Consider the following 24,743-nt stretch of genomic DNA (forward strand, 5'->3'; position numbering starts at 1 on the left):
ATAAGCTCATCAAGGGGGATCACATGAAGAAGAAAATTTCTACGGTTTTACTTGCAAGTTTTATGCTATTGACAGCATGTTCAAGTAACTCGCCAGACTCGACATCAACTACTACTCCTAGCGGCGGTGCTGCAAGCACTAGTAAGGAAATTACAGTTTGGGCATGGGATAAGAACTTTAATATTGCAGCGATGAACATAGCGAAAGACGCATATGCGAAAGACCATCCTGATGTGAAAATCAATGTTGTCGAATATGCACAAGATGACATTATTCAAAAGTTGAACACAGGACTAAACTCCGGTTCAAAATCAGGCCTGCCGAATGTTGTATTGATTGAAGATTACCGTGCACAAAGCTTCTTGAAAACATATCCAGATGCATTTGCAGATATGTCCGCATCCATTAAAGCTTCCGATTTCGCCGAATACAAGTTAGGTCCAACAAGCTTGAACGGCAAACAATACGGTGTACCATTCGATTCAGGTGTAACCGGTCTATACGTACGCAGAGATTATTTGGAACAAGCTGGCTATAAAGTCGATGATCTGAAAAATATTGACTGGCAGAAATTCATTGAGGTAGGTAAAGCGGTTAAAGCCAAAACAGGTAAAGACTTGCTGACACAAGATCCTAATGATCTGGGCCTAGTCCGTATGATGATTCAATCTGGTGGCGCTTGGTATCTAAAAAGTGATGGTACTACCCCGGATCTGAAAGATAACGCAGTATTGAAAGAAGCTTTCGAGACGTACAAAGAAATCATGAACGCGAACATTGTTAAAATCAACTCGGATTGGAACTCTTTCCTAGCTGGTTTCAACAGCGGTGCTGTGGCTTCTGTTCCGACAGGTAACTGGATTACACCATCGATTAAATCACAAGCTGATCAATCCGGTAAATGGGCGGTAGTTCCTTTCCCTAAATTGAAGAATACAGCTGCTTCCGTTAATGCATCCAACCTTGGGGGAAGCTCCTGGTATGTATTGAACAGCACGGGCAAAGATACAGCTGCTGAGTTCCTTGGCAAAACACTCGGTTCTGATGTGAATTTGTATCAAAAATTAGTTACTGACGTAGGGGTTGTTGGTACCTATAAACCTGCTGCGCAAGGTGAAGCTTATACGAAAGCCGACGACTTCTTCGGAGGTCAAAAGGTGATTTCTGATTTCGCAACATGGACGGCTCAAATTCCTAAAGTCAACTATGGTCTGCATACGTATGCGATTGAAGATATTCTCAAAGTTGAGATGCAAAACTACCTGAAGGGTAAAGACATCGCGAAAGTATTCAGTGATGCTCAATCCCAAGCAGAATCCCAACTTAAGTAAGTTTCTCTTCCCATTAACCTATGGAACGCTGACCTCTGAATTGCGAAGTATGCAAAGCAGGGGACAGCGTTTCAATTTTTCATCGTAAATGATAGGAAGGATTTGAATCTAATGAACTACTCGATGCGTAGCCGTGCAAAGCTTACGGGATGGCTGTTTATCGCTATTGCTGTATTGATGATTTGTTTGTTTTACTTTTATCCCATGATTCAGGCTCTGCTGCTTTCCTTTAAAACAGGCGCGGGTGCTAATTTGCATTTCAATGGGATAAGCAACTATAAGCGGCTCTTTAGCGATAAGACATTCATCACTGCCGTTAAGAATACGTTTATCTATTTGATTATTCAGGTGCCGGTCATGATCATTCTGTCGATGATGATTTCCGTCATGTTGAATGATAGCAAGCTTCGTTTCAAAGGGTTTTTCCGTACAGCAATTTTCTTGCCTTGCGTAACTTCACTTGTTGCCTACTCGGTTGTTTTCAAATACTTGTTTGGCAACGATGGTTTGATCAATATGGCTTTAATTAAAATTCACTTGATTTCACAGCCTATCGCATGGATTTCCGATCCTTTTTGGGCGAAGATTACGATTATCCTTGCCATTACATGGCGCTGGACAGGATATAATATGATTTTCTTCCTTTCCGCTTTGCAAAACATTGATAACTCTATCTATGAAGCAGCACGTATTGACGGAGCATCTCCGGTCAAACAGTTTTTCCATATTACGTTCCCAATGCTTAAACCCATTGTTCTCTTCACGTCCATTACTTCGACGATTGGTACGCTCCAGTTGTTCGATGAGATCATGAATATTACGAAGGGTGGCCCAGGTAATGCTACTCTCTCGATATCACAATACATCTACAATCTTTCCTTTAAATACACACCTGATTTTGGCTATGCAGCAACAGTTTCCTACTCGGTTGTTGTCATGATTATTGTGTTATCTGTCCTTCAAATCAAATTGGCGGGTGATAAAAAATGATAGCTCTAAGACGCACAGTCATCTATGTCTTCCTTATAGCTGTGGCGATTATATCCATATTTCCGTTCCTGTGGATGGTCATCAGTTCCACGAATCTGTCTGTCGATGTTACGCAGGGCAGAATGTTACCAGGATCGCATTTCATGGATAACTTCCATAAACTGACCGAATCGATTAATCTCGTTCCCGCACTTTGGAATTCCTTGAAGATCTCGATAACGACAACCATCTTGGCCTTGTTGGTGGCTTCGCTGGCAGGTTATGCCTTTGAAATTTATCAGAGCAAAGCCAAAGATATCGTGTTCAATCTACTGCTTGTCTCCATGATGATTCCGTTCGCAGCGTTGATGGTGCCACTTTACCAAATGTTTTCCAGCCTGTCGAATGCGGTGCCCCTAATCGGGATCAACACGATGAACGCAGTTGTTCTTCCGACATTTACGACAGCATTTCTCATTTTCTTCTTTCGTCAAAGCACGAAAATGTTTGCGAGGGAGCTTCTTGAAGCTGGGCGGATCGATGGATTGACCGAATTAGGGTTGTTCTTCCGCGTATACATGCCGACGATGAAAACGACGTATTCCGCTGCAGCGATCATTACCTTTATGTCGAGCTGGAATAATTACTTGTGGCCGTTGATCGTCTTGCAAACACCGGAGAAACGAACAATTCCTTTGTTGATTTCCAATTTGGGATCGAGTTATTCACCGGATTTTGGGGTGATCATGACGGCTATTGTCATCTCAACACTGCCGACAGCACTCGTATTTTTCTTAATGCAAAAACAATTTGTCGCGGGTATGGTAGGTTCTGTAAAATAGGATGTAAATCAAGACCCTTCGTGGGTCTTATTTTTCGGGAGGCATATAAATGAAACATTCGGCACCTAGCCTGGAGTGGCTTCAAGATGTACAAGTATTCAAAGTGAACCGGCTGGAAGCTCATTCGGATCATCGCTATTATGAGGAAATGGCGTCTGCGGAGGCAGGCGCACCTATGGCTATGCGGCATAGCTTGAACGGGCGCTGGCAGTTCAACTACGCGGTTAACCCCGCAAGTCGTGTGCAGTCTTTTTATCAAATGGATCATAACTGCAGCGCTTGGGAGCATATCCAGGTGCCTGGTCATATCCAGCTTCAAGGCTGGGGACAACCGCAATATGTCAACACGATGTATCCGTGGGATGGGGTAGAGGCGCTTCGTCCTCCTCACATTTCGCAAGAGCATAATCCAGTAGGCTCCTATGTGAAAAATTTTGAATTGCCGCAAACGATGATTGGCAAGCCTGTCTATATTTCCTTTCAAGGTGTTGAATCGGCCTTCTATGTGTGGCTTAACGGCGAATTTATCGGTTACAGCGAAGATAGCTTTACACCTGCCGAGTTTGACTTATCGCCGCATATTCGTGAAGGTGAGAATAAACTGGCTGTTGAAGTCTATCAGCGAAGCACAGGAAGTTGGTTGGAAGATCAGGATTTCTGGCGGATGTCGGGTATTTTCCGTGAGGTGTACTTGTATACGGTACCTAAAGTGCATGTATGGGATATGCGTGTGAAGGCAGATTTGGATGATACCTATGAGCAAGGGCTGCTTGAGATGGAGCTCAAGCTGCGCAATGAACAAGCGGCATCCGTACGCGCTAAGCTTGAATTAAAGGATGCGGAAGGAGTTGTAATTCTCTCAGAAGAAGGGGAATTCAGCCAAGGCAACCTACGCTTCAACCTTGCAGCTGGCCATGTTCAGCCTTGGAGTGCGGAAAGCCCTTATCTCTATGCCGCGTGTATCTCGATCTACGATGAGAGCGGACATGTAGTGGAAGCCATTGTCCAGAAGGTAGGTTTCCGTCGTTTTGAAATGAAGGATAAGTTGATGTGCATCAATGGGAAACGTATTGTTTTCAAAGGTGTCAATCGACATGAATTTAACTCACGCAGCGGACGAGCGATCACGAAGCAGGATATGTTGTGGGATATTCAAACGTTGAAGCGCAGCAACATTAATTCCGTTCGTACGTCTCACTATCCCAATCAGACGCTTTGGTATGAGCTTTGTGACGAGTACGGGGTCTATGTCATTGATGAGATGAATCTAGAGACGCACGGCTCCTGGCAAAAGATGGGCGCTATCGAACCTTCCTGGAATATTCCTGGTAACGATATGCAATGGCAAGACATCGTCATGGACCGCGCGATTTCAATGGTGGAGCGGGATAAGAATCATCCGTCGATTCTCATTTGGTCTTGTGGTAATGAGTCGTATGCGGGGCAAGTTATTCTCAATGTGTCTAACTATTTCCGTGAAACGGATCCTACGCGACTTGTACACTATGAGGGAGTGTTCTACGATCGCATTAATTATGGTGCGACTAGCGACATGGAAAGCCGCATGTATGCGAAGCCAGCGGATATTGAGGCGTATCTGAATAATCAGCCGGATAAACCGTACCTTAGCTGCGAATACATGCACGCGATGGGGAATTCCGTCGGAGGCCTTCATAAATATACGGAGCTTGAGAACAAATATCCGATGTATCAAGGCGGCTTTATTTGGGATTATATCGATCAGGCGATTGTGAAAAAAGACCGAAATGGCCGTGAGTTTTTGGCCTATGGTGGGGATTTCAAAGATCGTCCAACCGATTACAGCTTCTGCGGCAATGGCCTAGTGTTTGCTGATCGTCAAATTACACCTAAAATGCAGGAAGTTAAATTCCTGTATCAAAATATCAAGTTGGAACCAACTCGTACTCATATTAACATCGTGAATGAGAATTTATTTGCAAATACAGATGATTTGGTACTTGTGTACCGTCTGTACCATGAAGGGATAGAAATTGGCGCTGGACAAGCAAATATTGAAGTCGAAGCACAGAGTGAATTCAGTCTGCCAATCGAATTGCCGAATGTAGATGGAACGCCAGGTGAGTACTGCATTCAAGCATCTTTAGTCCTAAGAGAAGCTACATTGTGGGGGGATGCTGGATTTGAGACTTCGTTTGGAGAAACGACGTTCGTAGTTGGGGCAAGTCGTCTGCATGAGCAGCCTTCTGGCGAAGTCATCGTCGTTGAGGGCGATGTCAATATGAGCGTGACAGGGAAAGGCTTTATTGCCATTTTCTCGAAACAAGTAGGATCGCTCGTTTCGCTTCAATACGAGGGCCGCGAAATGATCGCGACGCCGCCTGCGCCTTTATTCTGGCGGGCTACCACGGATAATGACAAAGGGACGGCAATGAGCTTTACGGCCGGAGCTTGGTATGCTGCCAGTCTAGCGCGCAAATGCGTCAAATGGGAGATACGCCAAGAACAAGGTTCTGCAACGGTCATTTTTGATTACAAGTTCAGCATTCACTCGGATGTTTCCGTTCGCATTGCGTACACGGTATTAGCGAATGGCACGATTCGCGTGAATACGCAGTACAAAGGTGCCGCGGGTCTGCCGAATTTGCCGATACTCGCTGTATCGTTCAAGATGTCTGCGGATTATAGTCAATCCGAGTGGTATGCGATGGGGCCTGAAGAGAATTATATGGACCGCAATTTCGGTGCTCGTTTGGGTGTATTCAGCCGTCCGGTGAATCAATTGCCTACGCCATATCTGGTTCCACAGGAATCAGGCAACCGCACGGGCGTCCGCCGTGTGAATGTGACGGATGTAACCGGCATCGGATTGTCGATTCAATCAGATCCACTAGCACCGGTAGAATGCAACTTGTCGCCATATACGGCATTTGAGCTCGAGCATGCTGATCACGCGTTTGAGCTGCCAGAGGTTCATTATACGGTTGTTACCGTTGCGGGCAAACAAATGGGTGTTGGCGGAGATGATAGCTGGGGTGCACCTGTTCATGAAGAATATCAGATTCCAGCGGATCAGGAGATTCAATTTGAATTCTTCTTGTCTAGTCATAACGTACCTTCCTAAGCATAGTAGAAGTTATGGGGAAATAATCATACAAGCGATAGGGGCTGCCATTGTGCAGCCTCTTTGTGCGCTTGTCAGTGCATCGACAAGGGAACATACATTGCCAGTTACTGGGACTGCTGTGTACAATATATAGAGAGCCTAATTCGATTTCGCTAGAGGTGAACCGAGATGTATACAATCATCATGGTCGATGATGAGGATGAAGTCAGAGAAGGTATCAAAAAGAAGACGAACTGGGAAGCTTGCGGCTTCCAGCTGGTAGGCGATTATGATAATGGGCGAGACGCTTATGAAGCGGTCGAGCGGTTGCAACCAGATGTGGTCATCACGGATATTAATATGCCGTTCATGGACGGACTTCAACTCACGGAGCGGATTGTCGCCAAGTATCGCACGATCAAAGTCGTTATTGTAACCGGTTACGAGGATTTTGACTATGCGAAGCAAGCGATTAAACTGAAGGTCAAAGACTATTTGCTAAAGCCGATCAATAGTGCTGAATTCACGGAATTCCTACAGAAGCTATGTCTCGAGCTGGACGAGGAGCGTAAGCAGCGTGAGGACATTACATTCCTTCGCCATCAATTTCAAGAGAGCATGCCTTTGCTGCGTGAGCGGTTTTTGGAACGGTTGGTCACATCCGGCATGCGGAAAGAAGAGATCGAGCGGAAGCTCCCGATGTTTGGCTTGCATTTAGAGAGCTCCGGACCGGGGCATACCGTGCTGGCACTTGATATTGATGATTTTGGGAGGGAGCTGTACAGCGACCAAGTGGCAGAAGAGGAGCTGCTGCGATTTGCGGCTTATAATATTTTGCATGAAATTGTGGAGAAGGAGCATGGCGGTGCGGTTTTTCGGACGCGTGATGATAAGCTTGTCGGGCTTGTTTCGGGCGCTGAGGAGCGGGTCGAAGTCGTCAGTCAAACGCTGGCCGAACAGGCGAGATATAGTATTGAGAAGTATTTGGGTATGACGGTCACGGTCGGCATTAGCCGCATGTGTGAGGGACTGCAGGAGCTGCCGAAGGCATTTCAGGAAGCGCTTACGGCATTGGATTATCGCTTTATGCTGGGAAATAATCGCATCATAGCGATCGGAGATATGGAGTTCGGGAGCAGTCAAGATAACACGAGCTATTTGCGTACAGAGAAAAGACTGATCGCAGCGATCAAAATAGGTGAAAAGACAGCCATCACGAACACGCTGCAGGAGTGGATGGACGATTTGAAGAAGTCGGCGTGCCCGATGGAGTCCTGTTATGGCAAGCTTCACAAACTGCTCGTCGCCCTGATGAATGCCGGGGTGGAGACGGGGCTGGATGGGGATGACGTGCTGGGCGATCACTCGTTCATGGAACTTTACACACACAAAACGTTAGATGATGTGCGGCTATGGCTAGAGGCCATCTGTGTAGCCTTCGTAGACCGGCTGGCAGAGAAGCGTACGCATGTGTCAGGGGCGCAGTTAGAATCCGCGGTTGCCTATATCCATGAGCATTATGCCGATGAGCAGCTTTCCCTGCAGCACGTGTGCAATCATATCTATATGAGCATGAGTTATTTCAGCGCTCTATTTAAGCCGTATACGGGGGAGACCTTCATTGAGTATGTGACCCGATACCGTTTGGAGAAAGCCAAAGAAATGCTGGCAACGACACAGCTTAAAACATACGAACTCGCAGCGAAGGTTGGTTATGGGGATCCGCAGTATTTTAGTGTGATTTTTAAAAGACATACGGGCATGACCCCGAAGGAGTTCAGAGCCGCCAATAAGGCTGGGCTGAATGTATGAGAAGTGTCTACCATGCCTTTCAATTCAAAAGCATACATACAAAGTTCGCATTGGCCTTTTCTTGTTTAATTTTATGTACAACCGTCATTCTCAGCTATAGTGCTTATCGTCTCTCGACGGTCGCCGTAACAGATGCGTCACTGACGTATACGAATCAGCTGATGGAACAAGTGAATAAGAACATTCAAACTTACATTGGCAATATGGAGAGTATCTCTACCCTATCTTTGAGCAACACCGATCTGAAGCAATATCTCTCATTGAAAAATCCACAGGAAGCCGAAGCACAGCAGCTTAAACGCCAGATCAGCAGCTATTTTAGCACGATCGTTGCCTCGCGAAATGATATCGCTTCCATTGTGTTCATCGGTTCTAATGGCGCCATAGTATCGGATCGAGTTTCACCTGAATTTAAGCCCTATGCCGAGCTGATTTCACAGGAATGGTACACGAAAGCGAGCAGGAGTAAGGGGGATATCGTCATTTCCTCCTCCCATGTGCAGCATGTGTATCAAGATGAATATAAATGGGTGGTTTCCATCTCGAAGCAGATGCCAAGTCCTGGGCCAGGCGGCGCAAGCGGGGTGCTGCTCGTTGACCTGAACTTTAACCTCATTAATGATCTATGCAATCAAATTCAGTTGGGCCAGCGGGGGTACGTGTTCATCCTCGATCAGAGCGGAGATCTCATTTATCATCCTCAACAGCAGCTGTTGTATTCGGGCTTGAAATCCGAGGACATCCGCGCATTGATGCAGGCTCCGGATAGCACGTTCGAGACGGTGGCAACGGATGAAAATAAGATCTATACCGTCCGCACAACGAGCTTTGGTTGGAAAATGATTGGCGTAACCTACGCCGGTGACCTCAGCGGGAACAAAAAAGAGATGCAGCTGACGTCTGCTATGTGGGGCGGTATTGCGCTTATTATTGCGTTGGCGATTTCGATTTGGCTGTCTATCACGTTGACCAAACCGATTAAACAGCTTGAAGTGCATATGAAGCAGGTTGAAAAAGGGAACTTTGACATCCGTGTCGATGTGGAAGGCGCTAACGAGATCAGTAAGCTGTCACGCACGTTCAATCTGATGATTAGCAAAATCAAAGAGCTGATGAGCCAGACGGTGCTGGATCAAGAGGTCAAGCGAATTAGCGAGCTAAAGGCCTTGCAGGCGCAGATTCAGCCACATTTTCTATACAACACGTTGGATTCGATTATTTGGATGGCCGAGATGGGGAAAGTCGATGATGTTGTGACGATGACTTCAGCCTTGTCCAAGCTGCTGCGTTCGAGCATTAGCAAAGGGGAAGAGCTCGTTCCCATTCGTGTAGAGTTAGCCCATATTGAGAATTACTTAACGATCCAAAATATCCGTTACCGCAATAAATTTACGTACGACATTGAGGTGGACGCGGATCTGTTGGAGGATCGTAGTTTGAAAATTGTTCTACAGCCGCTGGTGGAAAATGCGATCTATCATGGTATGAAGCATTTGGCAGAGAGCGGGCATATTCGCATAACCGGACGGAAGCGGGATGGTGTTATCGAATTGAAGGTCATGGATAACGGTGTTGGCATGAACGAGGAGCAGCTGAAAGCTGTCCGACAAAAGACAACGCATCAATCGCAATCAGGCAAAGGGTTCGGTTTGCAAAATGTCAATCACCGCATTCAGCTATACTTTGGCGAGCTGTACGGATTGCAATTCGAAAGCGAACTGGAGGAGGGGACGACAGTCACCATTACGTTTCCTGCCATTTCGCTCGTTTCGGATCAAGGTGAAGGCTAGAAGTGGGGTGTTCTTTTGAAAAATAAAGTGAGTGCTGTTGTGATTACACTTGCTGCTGCTATTGGGATCGCGGGGTATCTAATATTCGGCAACCAATTCAGTGCTAAGAACCATGCAATCATTGTGATTCCTAAGACGATTGATCCACACGTTGAATTCTGGCAGGTGTTGAATCAAGGTGTTTTTGCTGCCGCGAAAGAGTACAATGCAGAAATCAAGATCATGGGAACGTCTTCGGAATCTCAAATCGATGAACAGATAAAGCTTGTAGAGCAAGCGATAGCGGAGAAGCCGAAGGCCATCATCCTGGCGGCGACGGATTACAATCGATTAGTTCCTGTTGCTCAGCGTGCGGTAAATGCAGGAATTACACTGATCACAGTGGATTCGGGGCTTGCTGGCGGCGTTTCAGAGAGTTTCATTGCAACGGACAATTATGCGGCAGGGCGCAAAGCGGTGGAAACGATGAAAGGCTATGTGCAAGGACCAGCAACCTATGCCATCGTTAGCTTCGTGAAAACATCGAATACACAAATGGATCGTGAGAACGGCGTGCGGGATCGTCTAAAAGGAGATGCGTCTGTTCAATTGTTAGACACGCTGTATAGTAATGGCTCTGAGGATAGAGCCTATGAGCAGACGAAGGAGCTCTTGCGGGGCCGCACAGATATTAAGGGTATTTTTGGTCTGAATGAGCCATCCACTATGGGCGCGGCGCGCGCGTTAAAAGAGTTGGATCCCGACCGCACGATTAAACTCGTCGGCTTCGACAGTTCCATGAATGAAATTTCCTTCCTCGAGGCGGGAATCCTGCAAGGGACGATTGTTCAGAAACCTTTTAACATGGGATATCTCGCTGTCAAAACTGCACTTCAAGCGCATCGCGGCGAAACGGTCAAACGTATGATGGATACGGGCTCTGAGGTTATCACCAAGGATAACATGTATACGAACGAGAATCAGAAGCTGTTGTTTCCTTTTGTCGGGAAATAGGATGGGGACAAGAAGAACGGGAGATCATTCACCAGTAAGTTCGAGGGATTTAGACAAATGTTCACGCGCTTCTGCACAATTTCCCAGGAAATAGTAAGCGTCTTGTCGAAAGTTAAGTGGGTTAATGATACATGGAAAGCGAAATCGGAGGTCACTCACCTATGCCTGATGTGGTACAAATCGGTCCGCTGCAGTTGCAGGGGAAGTTAGTCGCTTTGTTGTTGGCGTGTGTACTTGGTTTTTGGCTGATGCGACGTGTAGTGCGGCTTTGGAGCCGGGTAGAGTTTGAAGTGCAAGAAGTACCAAAATTACAAGAACTGCAAGAAACACCTGATAATGAGCGGGTAGCTGTAAAAAGAATGGATGACCTGATTTTAAATAGTGCCTTGATCGTGTTTTTTACATGGCGCTTGGGTAGTCTTCTGACACAGCCATCCTTGCTATGGGAGAGCCCGATGAAGCTGCTTATGACAGCAGGCGCTCAAATGGAGATTGTAGTAGGTGTCGTTCTGGCGTACATCTACCTCACATATCAAGTGCGCAAGCAGGGCATCGATTGGCGGGTGTTGCTGGATATGCTCGCTGTCGGTGCTGCATCTGCGATGTTTCTTTATGCGGCGTTGACGCCAACGTTCGGACTACCCACCCAGTTACCTTGGGGAATTGGAGTGGAAGGAACTGTATCAAGGTTTCATCCCTATCATGCGTACTTGGCGATCCTGTTGCTGCCGCTACTGGTGTGGCAGCAACTATGGATAGTTCGTTCGACACGAGTTCTAGGAACGGGCAAACTGCTAAAAAACACCTTGTTCTTTGGCGGTACAGCCGGGATGATTGCAAGCTATTTCGCTTTAGCTGATCCAACCGCGGTGTATCTCACCCCTGTTCAGTTGATGAATTTGCTCATGCTGATTATTGGAATGAACCTCCCTATTTTGTCACATACTACGGGCAGAAGGGAGCTGATGGATATGAGTCAGAACGATTCCAAAACGCAAATCCAGCAAGAACAACAAAACCAAGAGCGTGATAAAAAAACTGTAAGTAGAGAGGGCTATGATAAAAAATTGGACGGCCCCAACCGCCCATCCACATGAGCGAAGATCAGAAGAAATCAGCCACCTCTTCGAAGGATCAAAGTGAGCTGGATCCTTTTGAGATCGATTTTCTACCTCAGTTTGAGCAGGGGCGAGGCCCGCGTGCGCCATTCGTGAACGAGTATGGCGTGACCATCGGCGATCATGATTATGAGTCCGACAATTCGCCGCTGGAGCAATGGACGTCGGACACGAATCCCGAGGTTATGGCGGGCGATCAATGGGTTCATCCGTTCAAGGACGTCGGCTTCCAAAGCGCCCAGAATCGGGAGATCTTTGAAGAAGGCGTTGCGCCGCAAAGTGGGATTTTCACCCATGCGGATAAGAATGTGGCCTCAGTGACGGCCGAAGCGACGACCAGCAAAAAGAATGATGAAGCGGAAGCCTAAACAGCTTTCGCTTTATTTCTATTTTTATCAAGGGACATTGGACTTTGCTTTCACCGCTAACGGATGTATAATATAAATTGTAGTCATTACGTTTTAAGAGTAACTATCAAATCCTAAGGGGTGGCACATATGGCAATGTCTTTTGATTCATACATGAAAGATATGGTTAAACCGATGAGAGAAGATTTGACTCGTCTGGGTATTACGGAGCTTTTGACTCCTGAGCAAGTTGAGGAAGCAATTGAAAAATCCAAGGATGGCACGATGTTGCTTGTCGTGAACTCCGTTTGTGGCTGTGCAGCTGGTCAATGTCGTCCAGGTGTTGCAAAAGCCCTACAGAACGAAACAACACCAACTTACACATACACGGTGTTCGCTGGTCAAGAGAAGGATGCTACGGCGAAAGCGCGTGAATACTTGGCACCATACCCGCCATCATCCCCATCCATCGCGTTGTTCAAGAACGGTGAGCTAGCTCACTTCATTCAACGTCACCAAATCGAAGATCGTTCCGCGGACATGATCGCTGGCGATTTGATTGGTGCTTTTGAACAATATTGCAAATAATAAGTGCAAGGCAACATAGAGGCCTACCTGCTGATGATGAGCGGGTGGGCTTTTTCTTTTTGCGGCGAGCACGCTGTTCCCAGCGAGATTGCAAGAGCTTGACTTGAGCTCAGGTCAAGCTCCCGCAACTCGAAAAATTCGAGTTAGGGCGGAAGAAAGGGGCCCCATGGATGCTGTAACTCGAAAAATTCGAGTTAGGGCGGAAGCAAGAGACCCCGTGGGCGCTGTAACTCGAAAAATTCGAGTTAGGGCAGAAGAAAGAGGCCCCATGGGTGCTGTAACTCGAAAAATTCGAGTTAGGGCAACAGAAAGAGGCCCCCGTGGGCGCTGTAACTCGAAAAATTCGAGTTAGGGCGGAAGTTACACTTTGAAATTTGAGAGCCGAAAGTCTATACTAGATCTCAAAGAAGGCATCATTCCAAAATTTAGATAAAAGGTGGAGAGTTGCATGAGTTTACAAGCTGAAATTATCGCAAAGCTCGGCGTTAAACCGGAAATTGATATTGATGAAGAGATCCGCAAGCGTGTAGATTTCCTCAAAAATTACGTGCTTGGCGCGCACGCGAACGGCCTGCTGATCGCGATCAGCGGCGGTATTGATAGCGCGGTCGCAGCAGGGCTATGTAAGCAAGCTACAGACGAGCTTACAGCGGAAAAAGGCAAAGAATACAAAACCGTCGGCGTGTTCCAGCCTTATGGCCAACAAGTTGACATCGAAGATAGCTACGCGGTGGCTAAAGCCTTCGATTTGAAATATCAAATCGAAAACAACATCGAAGAGTCCGTCGACGAGATTGCCATCGAAGTCGAATACGGACTCAAGCATATCGGCGTTCACCAGCATGTGAGCCGCGGCGGCAAAGGCAACATCAAGGCACGGACGCGCATGGTCATGCAGTATGCCTTGGCTTTTGAGCTGGGCTTGATCGTCGTAGGCACGGATCATGCCTCCGAGGCCGTCACCGGCTTCTATACGAAGTACGGCGACGGTGCCGTTGACATTACGCCGCTGAGCACGCTGAACAAGCGCCAAGTGCGCTCGCTCGCTGCGAAGATCGGCGTGCCGCAAAGCGTGCTGGACAAAGCCCCGACAGCTGGGCTTTGGGACGGCCAAACCGACGAGGACGAGCTCGGTATCACCTACGGTGATAACAGCGACTACCTCGAAGGCAAGCAAATTTCTCCAGCTATTCAAGAAAAGCTGGAGAAGCAGTACCTGAAGACCGAACACAAACGTGTTCCAATCCCAGGCATTTAAAAGGTAGGGCACGTTGATACCTAGCCAGCTGAGTAAAGACTATCCATGGTTACATGGATGGTCTTTTTTTATTTACATAGATTTAAAACAGCAAGACTTGACACCCGTGGATTACAACTGTAATATTCTATATGTATTACAGTTGTAATCCACATGAAAGGAGGAAATGAAGTGAAGACAGTCCCTCATATTACGGATGCCGAATGGGAAGTTATGAAGGTACTTTGGAACGAATCTCCACGCACTGCGAATGAAGTTATTGATGCTATGCAGGAACGGACAGAGTGGAAGCCCAAAACGATTCGCACTTTGCTGAACAGGTTAGCACAGAAACAAGCGATATCTTTTACACAAGAGAACAGGGTCTATGCTTATTTCCCTTTGGTCTCTGAAGGTGAGTGTGTGAAGTCGGAGACGCAATCTTTTCTGAAAAGAATTTATGGCGGGGCTTTTAAGCCGATGCTCGTTAATTTTTTGAAAGAGGAGCAGTTGTCGGAGGAAGACATTAAAGAGTTGAGAGATATGCTCGAAAGTAAAAATAAAAACAAATGACAGGGATACCGAGTCCGGGCAGATCTGCTTCAGGAAGGTTTCGCTTTTATGAAATAAGGGAGGGGTGAACGTGAGCCGAATAAGTGAAGTTCTTACAGGTCTTTTTGGCTGGATTATATCCGTCTCGCTCATGGCAACGATTACTGTTGTGTTTATCCTGCTGATTCAGCGCATCCTGCATAAACGGATTAAACCTAGATGGCATTATCTCATGTGGTTACTAGTGCTCGTTAGACTGCTCCTGCCTTGGAACTTGGAAAGTCATGTAAGCATTTATAATTGGATATCGTACCCTGGGAGCATTCACGAGATTGATTCGGTAGTAGAAATTGGCATGCATGAGGAGTTTGAAGATAGCGGCGCAGCAGAGAATCTATTATACATGTATGCCATGTCTATATGGCTGCTGGGCATTGTTCTATTTGCAATATATACCATAGTAATTAACCGTAAATTTGCTCTGAAAATAAAAAAAGAAACGAGTCCGATAGCCGATATCGGCATCCTACACTTGTTCGCTCAGTGTCAACAGCTCATGTCGATACATAAACCTGTCACGTTAGTGGTCTCGGACAAAATCTCGATGCCGACGTTATTTGGCGTCAGGAAGCCTTGGCTAATTATCCCGCAGACGGTTCTCAACAGTTTAAATGAGGAGCAATTAAGGCATGTTTTTCTGCATGAACTCGCACATTGTAAACGAAACGATATCGGTGTTAATTGGCTGATGCAAGTGATGTTAATTATTCATTGGTTCAACCCAATCCTCTGGTATGCTCATCAACGGATGCGTGAAGACCAGGAAATTGCAAGCGATGCTTTAGCGCTCTCTTATCTGGAACCAGCTAAAAGAGAAAATTACGGATATACGCTCATTCAACTATTAGAAACCTATGTCCGTCCTGTAAGTGTGCCAGGCAATGTTCATTTATCTGGAAACAAGTCACAGTTAAAGAGGAGAATTATCATGATTAAACAGTTCCAATTTAATTCATACCGTTGGTCGTTCCTTGGTTTGGCAGCCGTTCTCATTATTAGTGGCTGCTCGTTGACGAATGCAAGTGTGGATAAGAAAACAGCATCTGAATCCAATTCACCAATTGTTGATCAGAAGACAACCGAGACGAGTTCGCTAACTACGGGAACAAATACGAATACGTCTGTGGATAAAAGCAGTGAAACTAAGGTTGCCGACACAGTGACACCAGCCACACCAACGGTAGAGCCAAGTCAAGCGCCAACACTAACACCAGCGCCCGCGCAAGTAGTGGAGGGATCAAGGTCGGAAGCTGCAGCAGCGCAAGCAACGGAGGGCTCAAGATTAGTACCTACAGCTGTGCCAGCAGCTGAACGGTCAAGAACAGCCCCTGCAGCTGCGCCAGCAGTGGAGCGGTCAAGAGCTGCAGCAGCCCAAGCAGCTGAGGGCTCAAGAACAGTTCCTACTGCAGTCCCGGCAGTGAGAGAATTAACATCAGCACCGACAGCTGCACCGGTAGCGAAGTAAATCTAATCGAAGAAGACCCGAGGCAAATCTTGCCTTGGGTCTTTTTTCGTGTGGCAGCCTAAAGCTCACAATCCAACATCCAAAAAATAGTAACCATAACTGAAATTTGAAGCCTTACATCGGCAAATGAGAACACCTATAATGAGTTATGAAAGTGCTTACAAGGAAGAAGACACAGGAGGTGCAGCCAGAAATGAAGACGGAGACGGAAATCGCCACTCCGAATCACAAGTCAGTCCCCTTCCGCAGGTCAGCGTCCCGGCTGCTCCGCATCGTCTATGCACAGCGATATTTGCAGGTTATGGCACTGCTGGGCGTGGCGTGGATGATTATTTTTCACTATGTCCCCATGTACGGGATACTCATCGCTTTTAAGGATTTCAATATTGTAAAACCCATATCGGCCGCACCTTGGGCGGGGTTTGAGCACTTCAAGGCTTTTCTGGAAGACGACAATTTAGCCAGTGTCATTAAAAATACCGTCGGGATGAGTGTACTCAAGCTCGTCATCGGCTTTCCGCTTCCCATCGTGTTCGCGTTATTCTTAAACGAACTCCGTTCAATCCGTTTTAAGAAGCTGGTTCAAACCATTTCCTACTTACCCCACTTCTTATCTTGGGTTATCCTCGGAGGCATACTTGCCACTTGGTTAGCTGACGTTGGCCTAGTCAACAAGCTCCTGCTAGCGCTCCATATGATCCAAGAGCCTATCAGCTATTTGGCAGAACCTTCGTATTTCTGGAGTATTATCGTCACCTCGGATATTTGGAAGGAGCTTGGCTGGTCGGCGATTATCTATCTCGCAGCGATGTCCGGCGTATCCCCGGATATGTATGAGGCGGCAACGATCGATGGAGCAGGGCGTTTTCAGAAAATGTTCTACGTAACTCTTCCTTCGATTAAAGGAACGATCACAATCCTGTTCATTCTGTCTGTGAGTGGCATCCTGAACTCCAATTTTGATCAAATTCTCGTACTCAAAAACCAACTGAACGCCAGCGCCAGCAACGTGATCGATGTGTATGTGTATGAGGTAGGCCTTCGTCAGAGCCGCTTCTCCTATGCTACGGCGGTTGGCTTGATTAAGTCGCTTATCTCACTCCTGTTGCTGCTTTCAGCGAATTTCATTACCAAGAGACTCAACAACACGTCTCTATTCTAAAAGCTAGGAGGTGAGCCAACGATGTTTTCCCTCAATCGCAGAACCTACAAAGAGGCTGCATTCGATCATTTTAACTTTATAGGCATGCTAGTCATCTGCTTCGTAACGATCTATCCCATCTGGTATGTGCTCGTCAATTCCTTTAATGAAGGCAATGACGCCATGCGAGGGGGCATCTACTGGTGGCCTCGGGTGTTCAGCATAGACAGCTATAAAGCCGTTTTTGCGAATAATGGCATCATGCTGGCGATGGGCGTAACCGTAGCGAAAACGCTGATCGGAACTGTGGTTCACGTACTTTTTACAGCGATGGTGGCCTACGCATTTTCCCGTAAAGAGCTAATCGGCCGCAACGTCTACATGCTGATCGGTACGGTCACCTTATTTTTCAGCGGGGGCTTAATTCCGTACTACTTGTTAATCCGAGATCTAGGGATGCTCGACAGCTTCCTGGTCTATATCATTCCTGCGATGTTCAGCTTTTTCGATCTCATTATCTTCTTAGCCTTCTTCCGAGAAATCCCGGATGCCTTAGAGGAGGCTGCGAAGATTGATGGTGCCAATGATTTTAAAATCTTTTATCAAATCATCCTACCGGTCTCTATGCCTGTCGTCGCTACGATTGCGCTCTTTCACGGCGTCTATCAATGGAATGATTATTTTACCGGGATGATCTATATTAACAAAAGCGAACTGCAACCGATCCAGACCTATCTCTATCGGGTCGTTGCGCAGTCCAGCTCCAATCAAATGATGGCCGCAACGACGGGAAGTGTGGCGAAGACCGTATCATCTCAGTCGATTAAGCTCGCAACGATGGTTGTAACCACATTGCCGATTGTCATCGTCTATCCGTTCTTACAGAAGTATTTTGTAAAAGGTTTTATGATCGGCTCGATTAAAGGTTAATCACGTTAATCTTCACGTTACTTAGGTGGTCAGCTCTGTTCTTGACAGAGATTGCACATATGACAATGAATCCGAAAAGGGGAAACGCCAATGAGGAAACCACGCAAAACACTAACGACATTACTCGCCATATTTACAGCTTTTTCAATAACAGCATGTACGACCGATAAAGAGACCAACACCAGCACCGCAAGTCCTGAGGCGACCAAGCCAGCTGAAACGACTGCGGCACAATCCGCTGCGCCTGTGGCGAATGCCAATGATCCGGGTTGGAAATCCGACACGAAACCGATCACGTTCGATTGGTACCTTAACTTTTCTTGGTTTCCGAATAAATGGGGCGTTGATGCCACTTCGCAATACATCACCAAGAAAACCGGTGTGAATATCAACTTTATCGTCCCTGCGGGCAATGAGAATGAGAAGCTGAATACGATGATTGCTTCGGGTAAGCTGCCTGATTTTATCACGCTGGGCTGGTATGAAGATGCTGTAAAGAAAATGATCGAAGGCAATATGGTGCTTCCACTAAATGAGCTTGCCAAACAGTATGATCCTTATTTCATCAAGGTAGCTGATCCGGCGAAAACATCGTGGTACACACAGAAGGACGGCAATTTCTACGGCTACCCGAACGCTTCCTCCTCCTCAGAGGACTACAAGAAATACGGGCAAAACTTCGTATCCAACCAAACGTTCCTTGTTCGTAAAGATATGTATGAGGCGATCGGTAAACCAGATATGAGAACACAAGAAGGGTTCCTGAACGCGCTTAAGGCGGCGAAAGAGAAGTTCCCTGATGTGAACGGTCAGCCACTGATTCCGCTTGGTTTGCATGAGTTTGGCGACTTAGGGAATAGTTCACTGCTGGATGCTGGTCAAAATGGTTCCATGCTGCAGAATTTCTTAGCAATCCCGTATGAGAAAGATAATAAGCTCTACGATCGTTCCTCAGATCCTGAGTTCGTGAGCTGGCTCAAAACATTCCGTAAAGCCAATGAAATGGGCTTGTTGGCCAAGGATATTTTTATCGACAAACGTCCTCAAATGGAAGAAAAGATCGCGCAAGGCCGCTATTTTGCCATGTTGTATCAACGTTCTGACTTAGCGAATCAAAATATTTCCCTGTACCAAAAAGATCCAAACAAAGTCTACATCGCTGTAGACGGTCCAGCTAATGCTGCAAAAAGCGCACCAACCCTAGCAGGTCCTGGGATCTCCGGTTGGACAGTGACGTTGATTTCCAAAGACGTGAAAGACAAAGCAAGAGCGATTAAATTCTTGAGCTACCTCATTAGTGAAGAGGGTAACAAGGATCTATACCTTGGTGAAAAAGGCGTTAGCTATGACACTATCAATGGCAAAGATCAATTTAAGCCAGAAGTGGTGGATCTGATGAATAAAGACCGGGCTGCTTTTGATAAGAAATACGGCTCGTCCTACACCTTCTGGATGCTCATGGATACGAACATGAATTTGCAATGGGCGCCGCCTAGCGTGGAACCAATTAAACAACCGGAAGAGTGGACGAAGGGCAAGTCGAAGAGCTTCTCGCAGTACGATAACATTGTGCCAACAGGGACATCGGAAGAGGGCATTGCCAATACGAAAATCGCCCAGGCGTGGGGAAAAACGCTTCCGAAGCTGCTGTTAGCCAAAACGGATGCAGAATTCGATCAGTTGCTTGATAAATACCAAAAGGACCGGAAAGCAGCTGGCTTGGATAAGGTGCAAGCGTACCAACAAAAAGAATTTGAATCTAATGTGAAGAAAATTGCTGCATCTGCGAAGTAAATCTATAAAACGACCTGAGAGCCCGAATCAATCGGGTTTTCGGGTTTTTCGCCGCAAATAGTTCCCGCATGCTCCGTATTTTAGTTTAAAATAAGAGAACTACCGAATAGAAAGACGGGATATGAGACCATGGGATCCATGCTAGGCAAAGGAAGAATGCGGATTACGCAGATGACGAACCGTATTTCGATTCAAACGAAACTAATCGGTGCCTATATCATTATCATTTTGATTCCCATTATATTGATTTCTTGGTATTTATTTAATGAATTTTATCGAAATACGATTCAGGACACCGTGAACAATAATCAGTATGCGTTAGAAAGTGAGAAGGCGAGTATTCTGGGCAATATTGAAGCGATGGGGCGTGCAGCACAGTTCTCCATCACGGACAAAGAGGTTATTCAATATTTGCATAGCGCGCATGAGCTAGAAGTTTCTGAGCTTGTTGATTTTAATATGAATACGTTTTCAAATTTACAGCGTCTCCTGTTTAATAACCCAAGTATCGCCAATGTGCGCTTGTTTACAGATAATCCGAATACCGAAGAGATTTGGCCCATTTTTCTAAAAGAGAGTCGAATCGCAGATAGACCTTGGTACAAGGACGTGCTGGAACGGAAGGGTGAGGCCCGCTGGGAAATTTTGCAGAATGAGAAAGATATTATGAATCGCTACAACACGAGTAATGAAACTAGCTGGACATACGTCTCCCTGTTGAAAGAAATTTACTATCCCAAGGACACACGCGTTGCCATTCTTGAGGTCGATATGCTGATGGAGAAGTTTTTTCAGAAGCTGTTCAGTCCCATTCAGGATGGACAGTCACATATGCTCGTTATCGATCGACATGGTGGGATGTTTACTGGGAATGGTGATGAATTTTTCAAAGGCATGAATATGGAGCAGCTGCGCCAGGCTTGGAATGCCAACCCGCATCCGGAGGGATCTAATTTCACAGTCAACATAGGGGATACGCCTTACTTGGTTTTGGCGACGGCCATCGATAATCTGGATGCTCACTTACTGAATGTGGTGTCGTTAAAAGAACCCGTGACGCAAATTCATCATACGCGTAATTTATTTATCGCGGCTGCCGTTGTGTTAATTGCGCTATTGTCAGCGATTACGTATTTCCTACAAGGCTTAATCTTGAAAAAATTGCATATCCTGCGAGACTCCATGAAAAAGGTGCGCAGAGGCGATCTCAATGTACAAATTGATATGGATGCGGGCGGGGAAGTGGGCGAGCTTGCCCATCATTTTCGGCAAATGATGAAAAAAATGAATGAGCTCATCGTGGAAGCTGTGAACAAACAAGCAGCGACCAAAGAGGCAGAGCTGAGCTCGCTGAAAAATCAGATCGACGCGCATTTCCTATACAACACCTTGGAAAATTTGAAAATGATGGCTGAAGTCGAATCGCAGTATACGATTTCTAATGCGTTGACTTCACTTGGCGCGATGATGCGCTACAGTCTGAAGTGGTCCAGCGATCAGGTTCAGCTGCGCCATGAAATTCAGCATATTCAGAACTATATCGCGATCATGAACATCCGCTATGATGATAAATTAGAACTGAAACTGGATATTCCGAGCAGCTATCTCGATCAGGAAGTATTGAAAATGTCGCTTCAACCCCTCGTGGAGAATGCCGTGAAGCACGGCATGAATATCGATAGGGCTAGACGAGAGGGTGTCACGATCTGGATCCGCGCGAGTCAGAGCGAGGAGGGCATGCTCATTGAAGTGGGAGATAATGGCGCAGGCATGTCAGCCCATCAGCTAGAGGAGCTTCATGAGAAGTTGCATATGGAGGACGCTTATTTTCATAACAAATATGGGAATAGGCCCGAGCGTGAGCAGGAAGGCAACGGCATTGGGATGCGTAATGTGACGCAGCGAATCAAAATGTACTACGGGAATGAGTATGGGATTTGGGTAGAGAGTGCAGAGGGGACGTATACCAAAGTATTCATGAAGCTGCCATATTTGATATTGTCTGGAGGGATGTCTACGGATGAGAAACATACTTATCGTTGATGATGAGAAAAATATCCGACTCGGCCTGAAAGCCATGATTGCCCGTGAATTTCCCGAAGCATATACGTTCGAGTTTGCTGGGGACGGTGAAGAAGCCCTGCAGCTGATGCAGAGCGTCACGATAGATATTGTCATTACGGATATTCGTATGCCCGTGATGGATGGAATAACGCTAATTAATCGTATTCAGGAGATGGTTTTGAAGCCTGCGGTTATTATTTTAAGCGGACACGATGACTTCCCCTATGCGAAGGAAGCGATCCGTTGTGAAGTGAAGGAATATCTTTTAAAGCCGATTATTCGGGATGAGCTGTTTAGCGCCCTAGTTCGTTTGGAACATGATCTAAAGCTGAAAGAGCAAATCTCCGAGCAATTGAGCAGTTCCTTGCAGCAAAGGGAGGCTTTCAAGGAGAGTCAGTTGAGTTATTTGCTCAGGCATTCCCATATGGATGGGGAGACTATACGGAGCAAGCTGGGGCAGATTGACATGGCTTGGGTGGATGCAGGGTTTCAAGTTGGTGTGCTTCAGTATCGGGGTACTGCTGCAGGGATGGGGCATGCTGAATTTCTCTCTCGAATCCAAGATGAGCTTGCCCATGTGCCCGATCATTGCCGTGAGCGGCACGCAATTGTGCTGGATAAAGAAAACCAGCTAGTTCTTATCGCTGAGCAGGGGGAGTTGTTTCCGTATTTAACGGAGCGGATCGCTGGGGCGGGGTATTTCATGTACAGCATGGGGGTAAGTGAGTACACCCGTGGAGCGGAGCGGTTGCAGCCTGCTTATGTGGAGGCTCTAGAGGCTCTGAAGTATACGTTTTTGCAGTCGGGGCCAGGCAGCGTTAGTTATGAGACGATTTGTCATAAAAATAAGGATTTCACTGTGCCGGTTGCTGCAATTCAACGAATCGCCAATATGCTCGGAACGGACCGCAATAAGGAAATGTCTGCACTGTTGCTGGAAATACTGGACATGAAAACTGTGACTAGGTTCGATATCGCCTATGTAGAGTCTGTGAGCAAAGCCTTGAACGAGCTTGTTTTTGATAAAATATTTCATGTGTACGGCGGAGAGTCTGTGGAGATCCTGCGGCTGTTCAAAAAGGTAGGGGATATCTCGAATTTCTATTATTTCTCCGATTATTATCATAGTGTCGAGGGGCTGTTGGATCGACTCAATGCGTATGTGCGCACGATGAAGACGTTCCATATCGACCACAGAGAAATGAAGAAAGCCACACAATACATACAGGAGAACTTTGATAAAGATTTGAATATGGCCATGGTTTCGAACCATGTGTCCTTCAATTACTCCTATTTCAGTCAGGCCTTTAAGGAGTACACGGGTGAAAGCTTCGTGCACTATTTGAAAAAGCTGCGCATTGAGCGGGCACGCGAGCTGTTGGCCACGACCGACTTCAAAGTCTACGAGATCAGCGAGCGGGCTGGATTTGAGAATGTGAAACATTTTAGCCGCGTGTTCAAAGAGATGGAGGGCGTTAGTCCCCAGGAGTATAGGGATCTGCGTGAAGTGATTAGCTAAGGGTAAAAAAGAGGGTCCCCCGCCACTAGGCATTGGGAGACCCTCTTTTGTATGGCTACGGCATACGCAAGCCGCGGGAGCTCTCGAGCAGCGCGTACCATTCTTCGCGTGTCATCGTGTCCGCGATGCGAACCGCGTCCTCGCAAGCGACGATACGCTGCGCGGAAGACGTGCCGATGACCGGCTGAATGCGAGCCGGATGCTTCATGAGCCAGCCGAGCACGATGGCTTCTGGCGTTGTTTCTTTCTCAGCAGCTAGCTTCTGAACAAGCGCGGCCGTTTTCTTGACGGTGTCAGGCGCATCCTCAGCAGCGCCGCCGGAGAACTTACCTTTAGCAAGAGGGCCCCATGCTTGAATTTGAATATCGTTCATCTGACAGTGTTCAAGGATACCATCGGCAAAGTTAACGCTGGCTCCTACCTTTTGATTCACCAGAATGCCTTGCTCAATCCAGTCCACGCGTGCCAAGCTCATCTCCAATTGGTTCACGACAAGTGGCTCTGGCAGGGAGTTTTGGATGAAGCGCATCTGTGCGGAGGTCATGTTAGACACACCGAAATGGCGAACCTTACCCGCGGAGCGCAGTGTATTGAAAGCTTCCGCGATTTCTTCAGGCTCCATGAGCGGATCCGGGCGATGCAGCAGCAAGATATCGATGTGCTCCACACCAAGACGACCGAGGATACCATCTACGGAGCTGAGGATATGGTTTTTGCTAAAATCAAAACGCTGAGGATGCTGTTCATCTTGGAAGCGAATTCCGCATTTCGATTGTAAAATGATTTGGTCGCGCAAATCCCGTCTATTCTTGAGAACCTGACCGAAGACGGTCTCAGAGTTCCCTCTTTTATAAATGTCAGCATGATCGAACATCGTAATTCCAATTGATAATGCGGCTTCTACAGCTTTTTCAGCGGTGATGTAATCTTCCTTGGTTAATGGATTGCCGGCCCAATCTCCGCCTAATCCCATACATCCGAAGACAATGCGGCTGTTTGAAATCCCGCGTCTTTCCAGTGGCATGATTTTCACTATGATGGCCTCCTAGCTATAATTTCTATGCCTAGTATAACGCTTGCGGCCGGATGACATAAGAGCTGAAAAT

The 24,743-nt window shown here is 46.7% G+C and carries 19 protein-coding genes; 18 read left to right on the plus strand and 1 reads right to left on the minus strand.

The features are described from left to right. Window positions 1-23: 23 nt before the first annotated feature. The 18 genes from AC58QT_RS31850 to AC58QT_RS31935 all read left to right on the plus strand — a co-directional run bounded on the left by AC58QT_RS31850 (window position 24) and on the right by AC58QT_RS31935 (window position 23,637). On the plus strand, window positions 24-1,331 hold the full coding sequence (locus AC58QT_RS31850) for an ABC transporter substrate-binding protein (protein ID WP_497412522.1): 1,308 nt from the start codon (window positions 24-26) through the stop codon (window positions 1,329-1,331). Between the two features lie 111 nt (window positions 1,332-1,442). Then, window positions 1,443-2,321 carry a carbohydrate ABC transporter permease gene (locus tag AC58QT_RS31855; protein WP_497412523.1) on the plus strand — a complete coding sequence of 293 codons (879 nt, stop codon included), beginning with the start codon at window positions 1,443-1,445 and terminating at the stop codon, window positions 2,319-2,321. Continuing rightward, window positions 2,318-3,142: a carbohydrate ABC transporter permease gene (locus AC58QT_RS31860; RefSeq protein ID WP_497412524.1), complete on the plus strand. Its 825-nt coding sequence runs from the start codon at window positions 2,318-2,320 to the stop codon at window positions 3,140-3,142. The genes AC58QT_RS31855 and AC58QT_RS31860 overlap by 4 nt, the downstream gene beginning before the upstream one ends. 49 nt (window positions 3,143-3,191) lie before the next feature. Beyond that, entirely contained in the window at window positions 3,192-6,245 is a 3,054-nt protein-coding gene (gene lacZ, locus AC58QT_RS31865) for a beta-galactosidase, LacZ type (RefSeq protein WP_497412525.1), read from the plus strand. A 171-nt stretch (window positions 6,246-6,416) separates the two neighbouring features. After that, window positions 6,417-8,039 carry a response regulator gene (locus tag AC58QT_RS31870; protein ID WP_497412526.1) on the plus strand — a complete coding sequence of 541 codons (1,623 nt, stop codon included), beginning with the start codon at window positions 6,417-6,419 and terminating at the stop codon, window positions 8,037-8,039. Beyond that, on the plus strand, window positions 8,036-9,829 hold the full coding sequence (locus AC58QT_RS31875; RefSeq protein ID WP_497412527.1) for a cache domain-containing sensor histidine kinase: 1,794 nt from the start codon (window positions 8,036-8,038) through the stop codon (window positions 9,827-9,829). Before AC58QT_RS31870 ends, AC58QT_RS31875 begins: the two co-directional genes overlap by 4 nt. 15 nt (window positions 9,830-9,844) lie before the next feature. Continuing rightward, entirely contained in the window at window positions 9,845-10,822 is a 978-nt protein-coding gene (locus AC58QT_RS31880; RefSeq protein WP_497412528.1) for a substrate-binding domain-containing protein, read from the plus strand. A gap of 161 nt (window positions 10,823-10,983) precedes the next feature. After that, a complete protein-coding gene (locus AC58QT_RS31885) occupies window positions 10,984-11,919 on the plus strand; it encodes a hypothetical protein (protein ID WP_497412529.1) in 936 nt (311 codons plus the stop codon). Beyond that, the gene (locus tag AC58QT_RS31890) at window positions 11,916-12,308 is read left to right on the plus strand and encodes a DUF3905 domain-containing protein (protein WP_497412530.1); all 393 of its coding nucleotides are present in this window, start codon (window positions 11,916-11,918) and stop codon (window positions 12,306-12,308) included. The genes AC58QT_RS31885 and AC58QT_RS31890 overlap by 4 nt, the downstream gene beginning before the upstream one ends. A 129-nt stretch (window positions 12,309-12,437) precedes the next feature. Beyond that, a complete protein-coding gene (locus tag AC58QT_RS31895; RefSeq protein ID WP_310502146.1) occupies window positions 12,438-12,875 on the plus strand; it encodes a BrxA/BrxB family bacilliredoxin in 438 nt (145 codons plus the stop codon). Between the two features lie 448 nt (window positions 12,876-13,323). Then, on the plus strand, window positions 13,324-14,133 hold the full coding sequence (gene nadE / locus AC58QT_RS31900; protein ID WP_310502147.1) for an NAD(+) synthase: 810 nt from the start codon (window positions 13,324-13,326) through the stop codon (window positions 14,131-14,133). 213 nt (window positions 14,134-14,346) lie between these two features. Beyond that, complete coding sequence (locus AC58QT_RS31905; protein WP_397341913.1) at window positions 14,347-14,685, plus strand: BlaI/MecI/CopY family transcriptional regulator; 339 nt, start codon at window positions 14,347-14,349, stop codon at window positions 14,683-14,685. Window positions 14,686-14,755: 70 nt separating this feature from the next. After that, window positions 14,756-16,189, plus strand: a complete 1,434-nt coding sequence (locus tag AC58QT_RS31910) for a M56 family metallopeptidase (RefSeq protein WP_497412531.1) — start codon at window positions 14,756-14,758, stop codon at window positions 16,187-16,189. Window positions 16,190-16,382: 193 nt separating this feature from the next. Beyond that, complete coding sequence (locus tag AC58QT_RS31915) at window positions 16,383-17,351, plus strand: ABC transporter permease (protein ID WP_497412532.1); 969 nt, start codon at window positions 16,383-16,385, stop codon at window positions 17,349-17,351. 21 nt (window positions 17,352-17,372) lie between these two features. After that, window positions 17,373-18,260: a carbohydrate ABC transporter permease gene (locus AC58QT_RS31920; RefSeq protein ID WP_497412533.1), complete on the plus strand. Its 888-nt coding sequence runs from the start codon at window positions 17,373-17,375 to the stop codon at window positions 18,258-18,260. Between the two features lie 90 nt (window positions 18,261-18,350). Further along, window positions 18,351-20,054: a type 2 periplasmic-binding domain-containing protein gene (locus tag AC58QT_RS31925; protein ID WP_497412534.1), complete on the plus strand. Its 1,704-nt coding sequence runs from the start codon at window positions 18,351-18,353 to the stop codon at window positions 20,052-20,054. Window positions 20,055-20,183: 129 nt separating this feature from the next. Continuing rightward, the gene (locus AC58QT_RS31930) at window positions 20,184-22,097 is read left to right on the plus strand and encodes a sensor histidine kinase (protein WP_497412535.1); all 1,914 of its coding nucleotides are present in this window, start codon (window positions 20,184-20,186) and stop codon (window positions 22,095-22,097) included. Then, window positions 22,075-23,637 (plus strand): response regulator transcription factor, encoded by a 1,563-nt coding sequence (locus AC58QT_RS31935; protein ID WP_497412536.1) that lies wholly within the window; start codon window positions 22,075-22,077, stop codon window positions 23,635-23,637. The genes AC58QT_RS31930 and AC58QT_RS31935 overlap by 23 nt, the downstream gene beginning before the upstream one ends. A 55-nt stretch (window positions 23,638-23,692) precedes the next feature. Here the strand turns inward: AC58QT_RS31935 and AC58QT_RS31940 are convergent, their stop codons facing one another. Further along, window positions 23,693-24,670: an aldo/keto reductase gene (locus tag AC58QT_RS31940; RefSeq protein WP_497412537.1), complete on the minus strand. Its 978-nt coding sequence runs from the start codon at window positions 24,668-24,670 to the stop codon at window positions 23,693-23,695. Between the last annotated feature and the right edge of the window lie 73 nt (window positions 24,671-24,743).

The sequence above is a fragment of the Paenibacillus sp. J31R109 genome, assembly GCF_059692055.1.

Bases quoted from the DNA above. Each gene is read 5' to 3' on its own strand.
- AC58QT_RS31920 (WP_497412533.1), top strand. From the start codon at position 17,373: ATGTTTTCCCTCAATCGCAGAACCTACAAAGAGGCTGCATTCGATCAT.
- AC58QT_RS31870 (WP_497412526.1), top strand. From the start codon at position 6,417: ATGTATACAATCATCATGGTCGATGATGAGGATGAAGTCAGAGAAGGT.
- AC58QT_RS31850 (WP_497412522.1), top strand. From the start codon at position 24: ATGAAGAAGAAAATTTCTACGGTTTTACTTGCAAGTTTTATGCTATTG.
- AC58QT_RS31855 (WP_497412523.1), top strand. From the start codon at position 1,443: ATGAACTACTCGATGCGTAGCCGTGCAAAGCTTACGGGATGGCTGTTT.
- AC58QT_RS31885 (WP_497412529.1), top strand. From the start codon at position 10,984: ATGCCTGATGTGGTACAAATCGGTCCGCTGCAGTTGCAGGGGAAGTTA.
- nadE (WP_310502147.1), top strand. From the start codon at position 13,324: ATGAGTTTACAAGCTGAAATTATCGCAAAGCTCGGCGTTAAACCGGAA.
- AC58QT_RS31860 (WP_497412524.1), top strand. From the start codon at position 2,318: ATGATAGCTCTAAGACGCACAGTCATCTATGTCTTCCTTATAGCTGTG.
- AC58QT_RS31915 (WP_497412532.1), top strand. From the start codon at position 16,383: ATGAAGACGGAGACGGAAATCGCCACTCCGAATCACAAGTCAGTCCCC.
- AC58QT_RS31930 (WP_497412535.1), top strand. From the start codon at position 20,184: ATGGGATCCATGCTAGGCAAAGGAAGAATGCGGATTACGCAGATGACG.
- AC58QT_RS31890 (WP_497412530.1), top strand. From the start codon at position 11,916: ATGAGCGAAGATCAGAAGAAATCAGCCACCTCTTCGAAGGATCAAAGT.
- AC58QT_RS31875 (WP_497412527.1), top strand. From the start codon at position 8,036: ATGAGAAGTGTCTACCATGCCTTTCAATTCAAAAGCATACATACAAAG.
- AC58QT_RS31925 (WP_497412534.1), top strand. From the start codon at position 18,351: ATGAGGAAACCACGCAAAACACTAACGACATTACTCGCCATATTTACA.
- AC58QT_RS31895 (WP_310502146.1), top strand. From the start codon at position 12,438: ATGGCAATGTCTTTTGATTCATACATGAAAGATATGGTTAAACCGATG.
- lacZ (WP_497412525.1), top strand. From the start codon at position 3,192: ATGAAACATTCGGCACCTAGCCTGGAGTGGCTTCAAGATGTACAAGTA.
- AC58QT_RS31935 (WP_497412536.1), top strand. From the start codon at position 22,075: ATGAGAAACATACTTATCGTTGATGATGAGAAAAATATCCGACTCGGC.
- AC58QT_RS31905 (WP_397341913.1), top strand. From the start codon at position 14,347: ATGAAGGTACTTTGGAACGAATCTCCACGCACTGCGAATGAAGTTATT.